Origin of the sequence: Pseudomonas lactucae, from assembly GCF_016937615.1 — a bacterium.
GTDB classification, from domain to species: Bacteria; Pseudomonadota; Gammaproteobacteria; order Pseudomonadales; family Pseudomonadaceae; genus Aquipseudomonas; species Aquipseudomonas lactucae.
In genome coordinates, this window is the sequence record NZ_JAFHKI010000191.1 from 1 (window position 1) to 10972 (window position 10972).

A 10972-nucleotide genomic window follows, 5' to 3' on the forward strand; every position below is an offset into this window, starting at 1 on the left:
CCCTCCCACATTTTGGTTGTGTGTGAAGGCTTATTGGCGCGCCAGACGCACGTTCTGGAACGTCACATCTTCAGTGCTGCGATACGGGTTGATATCCAACCCACCCCGGCGCACATAGCGCGCATACACCGTCAATTGTTCCGGCTTCAGCAGACGCTGCAAGTCCAGGAAGATGCGCTCCACACACTGCTCATGAAAATCCGAATGCTGGCGAAAGCTCACCAGGTATTCCAGCAGGCTGGCGTGATCCAACGCCGAACCACGGTACTCCACCACCACGCTGCCCCAGTCGGGCTGGCTGGTCACCGGGCAGTTGGACTTGAGCAGATGGCTGTGTACGCTCTCCTCCACCACACGCGAGTCATCGCAGCGCAGCAGCTCCGGGCGCGGGTGCTCGTAGCTGCTGACGTTGATATCCAGGTCGTCGATACACACACCCGGCAATGCCATCACGCCTTCGGCCTCGATCTCGGCCAGGCTGCGGATGCGCACATTCACCGGCTTGCCGGCTGCGGCACTGAGGTCCGTGCGCAAGGTCGCCTCCAACCCTTCGATATTGGCAAACACGGTCTGGTTCAGCGAGTTGAGGTACAGCTTGAACGACTTGGACTCGATGATATTCGGCGAGTCGGCCGGGATGCTGAACTCACCGATCGCGACCACCGGCTTGCCCGACGGCAGCAGCCAGGACAATTCGAAACAGTTCCAGAAATCCACGCCTTTGTAAGGCAGGGTCTCGGCGCTCAGGCCAAGCTCGGCCCACTTGGCGGCGCGCGGAATCGGGAACAGCAACGAAGGCGTGTAGGTGCTGATGTATTCACTGGACTTGCCCAGCGGCGAATGTTCGGCTGCGGGATGCATGGCGGAAACCTGGCTAAATAAACCGCGCCAGTCTACCAGCCTTTGCCTGCGCTCTTAAGCGGCACCTCACTCGACGGTCAGCTTGCCGACCATACCCGCCTGGTAGTGCCCGGGCAGGTTGCAGGCGAACTCCAGGCCCGTGGCCTTGGTGAAGGTCCAGGTCAGTTCGGCGGTTTTACCAGGCTCGACCAGTACACTGTTAGGGTCATCGTGTTTCATGCCGCCCATATCACCATGGCCCATATCACCATGACTCATGGCGCTGTGATCCATCTTGCCCATCCCCGTGGAGGTGAGCATGCCGCTGGCCTGCATCTGTAACATTTCCTTCTGGTGTTCGGCGTGCATCGCCGCGTCACCGAGGTTGAATTCGTGCAGTAGCTGGCCCTTGTTGACCAATACAAAGCGAACGGTTTCACCGGCCTTCACCTCCAGCGACTTGGGCGAAAAGGCAATATCCTGCAGCGTGACTTCCACCGTGCGCGTGGCCTTGTCCGCCGTTGCCGGCTGGCCGAACGCATAGGTATGTGCCGCGTCGGCCATCGCATCGACACTCAACACCAACAAGCAACCGGCCAACAACAGAGGTGTACGCAATGCCATCGAAATTCTCCCCATATAAGTAACCCGCTTGTGCAGCACTCTAAGATGACGTCGCTGCCAGCCAACTGACTGCTAGATTACAACTTTGTCAGGTTGCGCCCTTGGCCTGGCACCCGCGGTATAAAGCCCGTCGCCACCCGTTGCCAAGAGCTGCCCATGAAACTGCTGATCGTCGAAGACCAACCGAAAACCGGCCACTACCTGCGCCAGGGCCTGGCCGAGGCTGGCTTTACCACCGAATTGGTCGCCGACGGCACCAGCGGCCAACACCTGGCGCTGACCGGTGATTACGACCTGCTGATCCTTGATGTGATGCTGCCCGGCCGCGATGGCTGGCAAATCCTGCAGGCGGTGCGCAGCGCCGGCCTGGATATTCCGGTGCTGTTCCTTACCGCCCGCGATGCGGTGGAAGACCGTGTGCACGGCCTGGAGTTGGGCGCTGACGACTACCTGGTCAAACCCTTCGCCTTTTCCGAGTTGCTCGCCCGCGTGCGCAGCCTGTTGCGCCGTGGCAGCAGCACGCCCCAGGAAACCGCCCTGCAACTGGCCGACCTGCGCCTGGACTTGATCCGCCGCCGTGTCGAGCGCGACGGCCAGCGCATCGACCTCACGGCCAAGGAGTTCGCGTTGCTGGAACTGCTGCTGCGCCGCCAGGGCGAAGTACTGCCCAAGACCTTGATCGCCTCCCAAGTGTGGGACATGAATTTCGACAGCGACACCAATATCATCGAAGTGGCGATCCGCCGCCTGCGCCTGAAAGTCGACGACCACTTCCCCAACAAACTGATCCACACCGTGCGCGGCATGGGGTACGTGCTTGAGGAGCGCCTGTCTTGATCAAGCGCCTGTCCCTCGCCAGCCGCCTGGCGCTGCTGTTTGCCGCCTGCACCGCCGTGGTCTCGCTGATCGCCGGCGTGCTGTTCAACCACGCCAGTGAGGCGCATTTTATCGAGCTGGACCAGCAACAGCTCGACAGCAAACTCATGGCGCTGCGCAGCACCTTGCAAGGTGTCGACTCGCTGGAAACCTTCGTTCAACGTGAAGCGCAATTGCGCGCCGACCTCACGCGCCAGCCCGACCTCAGGCTACGCATCAGCGCGGACGGCCGACGCTGGCTGGACGATGCGCCGAGCGTCAACCTGCCGACGGCGCCCGGCCTGTATAGCCTGCAAACGGCCGGCACCGATTACCGCGTGTACAACGCACCGCTGATGGCAGGCCAAGCCGGCTCGCCGCAACTGAGCCTGATGCTCGACATCACCCACCACCAGCACTTTCTGCAACGCATGCAGCATTTGATCTGGCTCACCGTCGGGCTGTCCGCCCTGGCCACCGCGCTGTTGGGCGCCTGGGCCGCGCGCAGCGGGTTACGCCCGTTGCGGCGCATGGGTGAGGTGGCCGCCGGCGTGTCCGCTCATTCCCTCACCCAGCGCCTGCCCCAGCAGCAGATGCCGGCGGAACTGGCGGAACTGGCCCAGGCCTTCAACGCCATGCTCGGCCGACTGGACGATGCGTTCCAGCGCCTTTCAGCCTTTTCCGCCGATATCGCCCATGAACTGCGCACCCCGCTGTCGAACCTGCTGACTCACACCCAGGTCATCCTCACCCAGCCGCGCCCACTGGAGGATTACCGCGAGGCGCTGCACAGCAACCTGGAAGAGCTGCAATGGATGGCACAGCTGGTCAATGACATGCTCTACCTGGCCAAGGCCGACCACGGCTTGTTGATGCCCAAGCGTGAACCCCTGGCGCTGGCTGATGAAGCAGAGGCGCTGCTGGAGTTTTTTGCATTGCTGGCTGAAGACGCACAGGTTTCGCTGATACGCGAAGGTAGCGCCCACACGGCCGGGGATCGCGGCATGCTGCGTCGGGCCTTGTCGAACTTGCTGGATAACGCGCTCAGGTTTACTCCCGCCGGTGGCGAAGTGCGTGTGCGCATGATGCAAAGCATGAAGGGCGTGACGCTAACGGTGGAGAACACCGGAGACGGCATCCCGACGGAGTTGTTACCCCGGTTGTTTGATCGGTTCTACCGGGCCGACCCTGCGCGGCATGAAGGCAGCAGCGAGCATGCAGGGCTGGGACTGGCGATCACCCAGTCGATTGTGCGGGCGCACGGGGGGAGGATTTTTTGTGAGTCTGGGGCGGGAGTGACGCGATTTGTGATTGAGTTGCCGGCTGGCGATTGAGGCAAGCTGTACCGGCCCTATCGGGGGCAAGCCCCCTCCACACTTTGATCTGTGAACGCGGTCAAACTGTGGGAGGGGGCTTGCACCCGATAGCGGTCTAAAGTCTTACGAATACCTCAAGGCATGCGCCGGCTCGATCTTCGCCGCCCGATACGCCGGATACAACGTCGCCAAAAAGCTCAACACAAACCCGGCCGTGCAAATCAGCAGCACATCCCCGCCTTGCAGCTCCGAGGGCAGGTTGCTGACAAAGTACACATCCGAACTGAAGATATGCTGCCCGGTCACTCGCTCGACCCAGCCCACCAGCTCACTCACGTTCAACGCCGCAATCACCCCCAGCACGCCACCGATCAAGGTGCCGACGATGCCGATCACGGTACCCTGCACCATGAAGATCGCCATGATCTGCCGTGGCGTGGCGCCGATGGTGCGCAAAATCGCGATGTCCGCGCCCTTGTCGTTCACCACCATGATCAGGGTGGCGATGATGTTGAACGCGGCCACGGCGACGATCATCAGCAGCAACAGGCCGATCATGGTCTTTTCCATTTTCATCGCGCTGAACAGGCTGCCCTGGGTGTGGGTCCAGTCATCGGGTTTATAGCCGGCGCCGAGGCTGCCGGCGATATCCGCCGAGACGCTGGGCGCTGCGTACAGGTCTTTGACCGCCAGGCGCACGCTCTGCACCTGGTTGGGCTGCCAATGCTGGATTTCTGCGGCGTCAGCCATGTGGATCAACGCCATGGAGCCATCCAGCTCGGCGCCGACCTTGAAGATCCCGACCACGTTCAACCGCTGCATGCGCGGGGTGATGCCGCCCGGTGCGCTGCTGATCTCCGGCACGATCAGGGTCACTTTGTCGCCCACATTCAGGCGAAAACGCCGGGCAGTGATGTCGCCGATCACCACGCCGAACTCACCGGGTTTCAAATCCTCCAGCTTGCCCCGCACGATATGCTGGGCAACGATCGACACCTTGCCTTCCTGAGCCGGGTCGACGCCGCTGATCTCGATCGGCTGCATCGCACCCTTGTAGGAGAACATGCCGTCCATTTGGGTGAACGGCACTGCAGCGGTCACTTGCGGATTTTTCATCGCGGCGGCGGCCACCGGCTGCCAGTCATCGATCGGATTCACGCCGACGATGGTGGCGTGGGGCACCATGCCGAGGATGCGCGAGCTCATTTCGCGCTGAAAGCCGTTCATCACCGACAGCACCACGATCATCGCCAGCACGCCCAGGGCGAGGCCGATCATCGAGGTCATCGAAATAAACGAGACAAAACGGTTGCGGCGCTTGGCGCGGGTATAGCGCGTGCCGATGAAAATCGATAACGGTCTGAACATTCGCGGGCACCGTTGAAAAAATGGAAAACCCGGCGTCGGACGCCGGGCTTGAAACGGGTCAGATGGCGACCAGATGACCTTCCTGCAGGTGCAGCACACGGTCCATCTGCCGGGCCATGCTCATGTCATGGGTCACCACCAGGAACGCAGTGCGCATCTGGGTGCTCAGTTCCAGCATCAAATCCTTGATGCCCTGGGCGGTGTGGGAGTCGAGGTTGCCGGTCGGCTCGTCGAGCATCACCAGCCCTGGGTTGTTCACCAGCGCTCGGGCAATCGCCACACGCTGGCGCTCGCCGCCGGACAATTCAGCCGGTTTGTGCTCCAGGCGATGGCCCAGGCCCACGCGCTCCAGCAGGGCCTTGGCGCGTTGGCGGGCCTCCGGGATCGCGGTCTTGCCGATCAGCAGCGGCATGCACACGTTTTCCAGGGCGGTGAATTCCGGCAGCAGGTGGTGGAACTGGTACACAAAACCCAGCGACCGGTTGCGCAACTGGCCACGGGCCTTTTCATTCAGGGCGGACAGTTCTTCACCGGCCAACCACACGCTGCCCTGGGACGGCGTATCGAGGCCACCCAGCAGGTTCAACAAGGTACTTTTGCCCGACCCGGAACTGCCGACGATCGCCACGCGCTCGCCCGGATGCAGCTCCAACTGCAGATTGGACAGCACCACCACCGACTCCGGGCCTTCCTCGTAGGATTTGCCCAGGTTGCGGCAGCTCAGGATTGCTTTTTCACTCATGCCCGATTCACTCATAACGTAAGGCCTGTGCTGGCTGGGTACGTGCCGCGCGCCAGGCTGGATACAGGGTGGCAAGGAAACTCAGGAGCAACGCGGCGCCGCCCACCATCAACACGTCCTGGGCCTGAACCTGGGACGGCAAGTAATCGATGAAGTAGACGTCGGCGTTGAGAAACTTGTGGCCGATCACTTTTTCAAGCAAGGCAATGGCGGCGCTGACGTTCAGCGCGGCCAGAATACCAACCGCCGTACCGATCAGGGTACCGACCACGCCGATCACGGTGCCCTGCACCATGAAAATCGCCATGATCTGCCCCGGCGTGGCGCCGAGGGTACGCAGGATGGCGATGTCGCCCTTCTTGTCGTTCACCACCATGACCAGCGTGGAGATGATGTTGAAGGCGGCAACGGCGACGATCAGCAGCAACAGCAGGCCGATCATGGCTTTTTCCATGCGGATGGCCTGGTACAGGTTGCCGTGGGTGCGGGTCCAGTCGCGGGCGTAATACTGGCTTTCGCCCAGGTGCTGGGCGATTTCCCAGGCGCCGCGCGGGGCGTCGAACAGGTCGGAGAACTTCAGGCGCAGGCCCTGCACCTGGTCCGGCTGCCAGCGGTGCAGGCGCGCCAGGTCGGTGAGGTTGGTCAGGCCGAGGTAGCCGTCGATCTCGCCGGCGCCGACGTGGAAGGTGCCGACCACGGTAAACCGCTTCATGCGCGGGAACATGCCGGCCGGGGTCACGGTGACCTCCGGGGCGACGAAGGTCAGCTTGTCGCCCAGGCCCACGCCGAGCTTGGCCGCCGCCTTGTCGCCGATGACGATGCCAAAGCTGCCGGGCGCCAGGTCATCGAGTTTGCCCTGCAGCATGAACTTGTCGATGATCGAGACGTTGCGCTCCTGGGCCGGGTCGATGGCATTCAGCAGGATCTTCTGCACCTTGCCGTCGTGGGTCAGCAGCCCCTGCATCTGAGTGAACGGCGCGACGGCCAGCACTTTGGGGTTCTGCTTGACCTTGGCGGCCAGGCTTTGCCAGTCGCTGATGGGCGCATCGCCCTCGATGGTCGCGTGGGGCACCATGCCCAGCACGCGGGTGCGCATCTCATGATCGAAGCCGTTCATCACCGACAGCACCACGATCATCACGACCACGCCCAGGGCGAGACCGATCATCGAGGTCAAGGAAATGAACGACACAAAATGATTGCGACGCTTTGCACGGGTATAACGCGTGCCAATAAATACGAAGAGAGGTCTGAACATGTCGGGGCTTGTTCGGAGGAAAAGAAGACGTCCCGGTGGCGGGGTCTGGTAAGCAGCTTTACACTCAGACCATTACCGTTACCTGGGGTTCGCCATGTCGACATTAGATGAAGAAGAGCGCCGCGAATACTACCGTATCGACGACATGATCGCACTCCAAATCAAAAGCCTGTCTGCCCCCGAGGCGGCGAGCAAAGAAGTGTTGCTGGATGATTCGCCACTGTTCAATCTGCTCAGCGAACTGCACCTGAGCGAATTCGAAGCCCAGCACCTGCTGCGCCAGATCAGCGAGAAAGATCGCAGCCTGGCGGCCTTCCTCAAAGTGCAGAACAAGCGCCTGGATTTGCTCAGCCAGATCATGGCCCGCGGCCTGCTGGACGAAGTCGGCGCCCCGCAGCCGGTGGTCCTTTCCGAAGGCGGTATCGACTTCCAAAACCCCACTCCCCTGGCCACCGGCGCCCACCTGGCGGTCAAGCTGGTGCTGATGCCCCAGGCGCTCGGCCTGCTGCTGCGCGCGCGAGTGACCCATTGCGATCCAAAGGGCAGCGTTTTTGACATAGGCACCGAATTCGAAGCCATGACCGATGCCCAACGGCAACTGCTGGCGCGTTACATCCTGCAGAAACAAGCGCAGGAACGCCGGCTGGCGCGGGAAAAGAGCGACACCCAAGACACCTGATTTCGTATTGACCTGGCCAGAAGAGCTGGCATTAAGGAGCAACTGTGACCCTGATTTACGGCCATCGCGGTGCCAAAGGCGAAGCACCGGAGAACACCCTGACCAGCTTTCAGGAATGCCTCAAGCACGGCGTACGCCGTTGCGAACTGGACTTGCACCTGTCCATGGACGGCGAACTGATGGTCATCCATGACCCCACCCTCAAACGCACCGCAGACAGGCGTGGCAAGGTCGTCGAGTATTCAGCGGCGGACCTGGTGAAGATGGACGCGCGTAAAGGCGGCCCAGGCTGGGTGAGCCCCTGCCCGATCCCGCGCCTGGAGGAGTTGTTCGAAAAGTGCGACTTCGATCACTGGCAACTGGAAGTCAAAAGCGCCTCGCGCACGCGCGCCGCGACCACTGTGCTGGCGATTCGCGAGATGGCGGTACGGTTCGGCCTGATGGACAAGGTCACAGTGACCTCGAGCTCTCGGGAAGTGCTGAAGGCGGCGGTTGAACTCACACCCGACCTGTCACGCGGCCTGGTGGCCGAATATGCCTGGCTTGACCCGCTGAAGGTCGCGCAGAACTACGGCTGTGAATACCTGGCATTGAACTGGACGTTATGCACCCCCGAGCGTCTGGAAAAAGCCCAGCGCCAGGGGTTGCACGTGTCCGTGTGGACAGTCAACGAACCTGCGCTGATGCGCAGGCTCGCCGACTTCGGCGTAGATAGCCTGATTACAGACTTTCCCGGTTTGGCCACTGCCACCCTTGGGAATTACTGAAATCGGTCTCCCCGGCCGGCTCAGGCCACCGACCGGAGCCGCTCAAAAAAGCCGGTTGAGGCCGTCGTACGCGGCTACCCGATAGGCTTCGGCCATGGTCGGGTAGTTGAACGTGGTGTTCACAAAATACTTGAGGGTATTTTGCTCGCCAGGCTGGTTCATGATGGCCTGGCCGATGTGCACGATCTCCGACGCCTGGTAGCCGAAGCAATGCACGCCGAGCACTTCCAGGGTCTCGCGGTGGAACAGGATCTTCAGCATGCCTTGCGGCTCGCCGGCGATCTGCGCACGCGCCATGCTCTTGAAGAATGCCTTGCCCACTTCATAAGGCACCTTGGCCTTGGTCAGCTCGTGTTCGTTCTTACCGATCGAGCTGATCTCGGGAATCGTGTAGATCCCGGTCGGCACGTCATTCACATAGCGCCAGCTGCCATTGTCGACAATGCTGCCGGCCGCCGAACGGCCCTGGTCATGCGCCGCACTGGCCAGGCTCGGCCAGCCGATCACGTCACCGGCACCGTAGATGTTCGGTACGCAGGTGCGGTAGTTCTCGTCCACCTCGATCTGGCCACGGCTGTTGACCTTGACCCCGATGTTTTCCATGCCCAGCTTGTCGGTGTTGCCGGTACGGCCATTGCACCACAGCAAGGCGTCGGCCTTGATCTTCTTGCCGGACTTAAGGTGCAGGATCACCCCGTTGTCCAGGCCTTCGACGCGCTCGTACTCTTCGTTGTGGCGCACGGTGATGTTGTTGTTGCTGAAGTGATAGCTCAACGCCTGGGAGATTTCCGAGTCGAGGAAGCTCAGCAATTGATCGCGGTTGTCCACCAGCTCCACCAGGACACCCAGGCCGCTGAAGATCGAGGCGTATTCACAGCCGATCACGCCGGCGCCGTAGATGATCAATTTGCGCGGGGTGTGGCCCAGGCTCAGGATGGTGTCGCTATCGTAGATACGCGGGTGGTGGAAATCGATGTCCGCCGGACGATACGGGCGCGAACCGGTGGCGATGATGATGTGCTTGGCCACCAGCTTCTCGACCACGCCGTTGGAACACACCACTTCAATGGTTTGCTCGTCGGCGAAGCTGCCGGTGCCGAAGAACAGGTCGACTCGGTTACGGGCGTAGTAGCCGGTACGCGAAGCGACTTGCTTGGCGATGACTTTTTCGGCGCTTTTCAATACGTCCGGAAACGAGAACCAGCGCGGCTCACCAATGGCCCGGAACATCGGGTTGGTGTTGAACTGCATGATCTGGCGGACCGAGTGACGCAAGGCCTTGGACGGGATGGTACCCAGGTGGGTGCAGTTACCGCCGACCTGGCGACGGCTATCGACCATCGCGACCTTGCGCCCAGCTTTGGCGGCGTTCATCGCCGCGCCTTCTCCAGCCGGGCCGGAACCCAGTACCACCACGTCGTAGTTGTAGACAGCCATGCGTACTCCTCAGAACAGGCCAGGCGTACGGTTGGACGCCGGGCTAAATCATGCCGCGGCCAGCGGGCATGAAGGACAATTTGGCTCAAGTGTGTGAACCGGGGCACAGTCTATATAAGGCTCAACGCCGCGCACATTAACCCTTGGTCGCGTCGTAGGCCAGTATTGCCATACTACATGACGCAAATCAGCGCCTATTTCAGGATGAGCCATTATGCGACAACTCGTTATCGGTTTGATGCTGTTGATCTCGATCACGGCGCAAGCCAGTGATGCGGACCGACTCAAGCAGGCTGGCTTCCCCGCGCAGGTCGAAGGGCTGGCGCTGAAAAACCAGGCGGTGCTCAACTATCTCTGGGCGGATGTGTATGCGGCGGCGCTGTACGCGCAGGCTGATCTGACCGCAAGGCAAGCCTGGGACCAACAGAAAGCGTTGCGCCTGGTGCTGTATTACTTTCGCAACATCGATCGCGCGGATGTGATCAAGGCGGCCAGCGCCACCCTGGAACGCCAGCAAGCCAATGCCGGCTTGAATCCGGAGATAGCCAGGCTGCACGCGCGCTTTCGGGATATTCGTAGCGGTGATCGCTATGCCCTGGATTTCCGCCCGGGCCGGGGTTTGAACCTCGAGATTAATGGCCAGGTGGTGTTCAGCAGTAGCGATGATGCGCTGGCGAGGGCTTACCTGGGTATCTGGCTGGCACCTGAAGGGTTGTCTGATGAGTTGCGCGACAAGTTGCTGGATTGATGTGTCGGCTGTAGCACCGCCATCGGGGGCAAGCCCCCTCCCACAGTTTGATTTGCGAACACATTCAAATGTGGGAGGGGGCTTGCCCCCGATGAGGCCCTCCCAGACACCACAAGACCCCCAGCCATAAAAAAGCCCCGAACCAGTCGGGGCTTTTTCATTCAGCACTCAGGCTTAGCGCGGAAACGCAGGCGGGTTAACCCCAGCCATGTCTTCCATCACACGAACCACCTGGCAGCTGTAGCCGAACTCGTTGTCGTACCACACGTACAGCACAACACGGTTGTCCTGGGTAATGGTCGCTTCCGCGTCCACCACACCGGCCGTGGCGCGAGCCG

At 61.4% G+C, this 10972-nt stretch carries 11 protein-coding genes and 1 pseudogene; 5 read left to right on the plus strand and 7 right to left on the minus strand.

Annotated features, from left to right (window positions below; genetic code table 11):
- Positions 1-30 precede the first annotated feature (30 nt).
- Both queF and copI read right to left on the minus strand, forming a co-directional pair.
- On the minus strand, positions 31-861 hold the full coding sequence (gene queF, locus JWR98_RS27240) for an NADPH-dependent 7-cyano-7-deazaguanine reductase QueF (protein ID WP_205491697.1): 831 nt from the start codon (positions 859-861) through the stop codon (positions 31-33).
- Positions 862-927: 66 nt separating this feature from the next.
- Entirely contained in the window at positions 928-1464 is a 537-nt protein-coding gene (gene copI, locus JWR98_RS27245; RefSeq protein ID WP_078732048.1) for a copper-resistant cuproprotein CopI, read from the minus strand.
- 156 nt (positions 1465-1620) lie between these two features.
- On the opposite strand from copI, the gene JWR98_RS27250 reads away from it, so the two are divergent.
- Positions 1621-2301: a heavy metal response regulator transcription factor gene (locus tag JWR98_RS27250; RefSeq protein WP_205491699.1), complete on the plus strand. Its 681-nt coding sequence runs from the start codon at positions 1621-1623 to the stop codon at positions 2299-2301.
- Entirely contained in the window at positions 2298-3653 is a 1356-nt protein-coding gene (locus JWR98_RS27255) for a heavy metal sensor histidine kinase (RefSeq protein ID WP_078732046.1), read from the plus strand. The genes JWR98_RS27250 and JWR98_RS27255 overlap by 4 nt, the downstream gene beginning before the upstream one ends.
- A gap of 105 nt (positions 3654-3758) precedes the next feature.
- Here JWR98_RS27255 and JWR98_RS27260 read toward each other — a convergent pair whose 3' ends face one another.
- Genes JWR98_RS27260 through JWR98_RS27270 form a run of 3 tightly spaced genes read right to left on the minus strand, consistent with a single transcriptional unit; the run spans position 3759 to position 7003 of the window.
- Positions 3759-5003 carry a lipoprotein-releasing ABC transporter permease subunit gene (locus JWR98_RS27260; RefSeq protein WP_003172589.1) on the minus strand — a complete coding sequence of 415 codons (1245 nt, stop codon included), beginning with the start codon at positions 5001-5003 and terminating at the stop codon, positions 3759-3761.
- A gap of 58 nt (positions 5004-5061) precedes the next feature.
- Positions 5062-5745, minus strand: coding sequence for a lipoprotein-releasing ABC transporter ATP-binding protein LolD (gene lolD / locus JWR98_RS27265; RefSeq protein ID WP_024074097.1), 684 nt, complete (start codon positions 5743-5745; stop codon positions 5062-5064).
- A 7-nt stretch (positions 5746-5752) separates the two neighbouring features.
- Positions 5753-7003, minus strand: coding sequence for a lipoprotein-releasing ABC transporter permease subunit (locus tag JWR98_RS27270; protein WP_078732045.1), 1251 nt, complete (start codon positions 7001-7003; stop codon positions 5753-5755).
- Positions 7004-7097: 94 nt separating this feature from the next.
- On the opposite strand from JWR98_RS27270, the gene JWR98_RS27275 reads away from it, so the two are divergent.
- Together JWR98_RS27275 and JWR98_RS27280 are read left to right on the plus strand one after the other, a co-directional pair.
- Positions 7098-7682, plus strand: coding sequence for a PilZ domain-containing protein (locus tag JWR98_RS27275; RefSeq protein WP_205491701.1), 585 nt, complete (start codon positions 7098-7100; stop codon positions 7680-7682).
- 44 nt (positions 7683-7726) lie between these two features.
- Positions 7727-8449 carry a glycerophosphodiester phosphodiesterase gene (locus tag JWR98_RS27280; protein WP_003172585.1) on the plus strand — a complete coding sequence of 241 codons (723 nt, stop codon included), beginning with the start codon at positions 7727-7729 and terminating at the stop codon, positions 8447-8449.
- Between the two features lie 42 nt (positions 8450-8491).
- Here JWR98_RS27280 and sthA read toward each other — a convergent pair whose 3' ends face one another.
- Positions 8492-9886, minus strand: coding sequence for a Si-specific NAD(P)(+) transhydrogenase (sthA, locus tag JWR98_RS27285; protein ID WP_003172584.1), 1395 nt, complete (start codon positions 9884-9886; stop codon positions 8492-8494).
- Between the two features lie 214 nt (positions 9887-10100).
- On the opposite strand from sthA, the gene JWR98_RS27290 reads away from it, so the two are divergent.
- Positions 10101-10634 carry a chalcone isomerase family protein gene (locus JWR98_RS27290; protein ID WP_205491703.1) on the plus strand — a complete coding sequence of 178 codons (534 nt, stop codon included), beginning with the start codon at positions 10101-10103 and terminating at the stop codon, positions 10632-10634.
- A gap of 174 nt (positions 10635-10808) precedes the next feature.
- On the opposite strand, the pseudogene JWR98_RS27295 reads toward JWR98_RS27290, so the two are convergent.
- Positions 10809-10972: pseudogene (locus JWR98_RS27295) on the minus strand (glyceraldehyde-3-phosphate dehydrogenase); the annotation flags it as partial.

Excerpts from the sequence above, each read along its gene's own strand:
- queF (WP_205491697.1), bottom strand. The coding sequence starts at position 861 with ATGCATCCCGCAGCCGAACATTCGCCGCTGGGCAAGTCCAGTGAATAC.
- copI (WP_078732048.1), bottom strand. The coding sequence starts at position 1,464 with ATGGCATTGCGTACACCTCTGTTGTTGGCCGGTTGCTTGTTGGTGTTG.
- JWR98_RS27250 (WP_205491699.1), top strand. The coding sequence starts at position 1,621 with ATGAAACTGCTGATCGTCGAAGACCAACCGAAAACCGGCCACTACCTG.
- JWR98_RS27260 (WP_003172589.1), bottom strand. The coding sequence starts at position 5,003 with ATGTTCAGACCGTTATCGATTTTCATCGGCACGCGCTATACCCGCGCC.
- lolD (WP_024074097.1), bottom strand. The coding sequence starts at position 5,745 with ATGAGTGAAAAAGCAATCCTGAGCTGCCGCAACCTGGGCAAATCCTAC.
- JWR98_RS27270 (WP_078732045.1), bottom strand. The coding sequence starts at position 7,003 with ATGTTCAGACCTCTCTTCGTATTTATTGGCACGCGTTATACCCGTGCA.
- JWR98_RS27275 (WP_205491701.1), top strand. The coding sequence starts at position 7,098 with ATGTCGACATTAGATGAAGAAGAGCGCCGCGAATACTACCGTATCGAC.
- sthA (WP_003172584.1), bottom strand. The coding sequence starts at position 9,886 with ATGGCTGTCTACAACTACGACGTGGTGGTACTGGGTTCCGGCCCGGCT.
- JWR98_RS27290 (WP_205491703.1), top strand. The coding sequence starts at position 10,101 with ATGCGACAACTCGTTATCGGTTTGATGCTGTTGATCTCGATCACGGCG.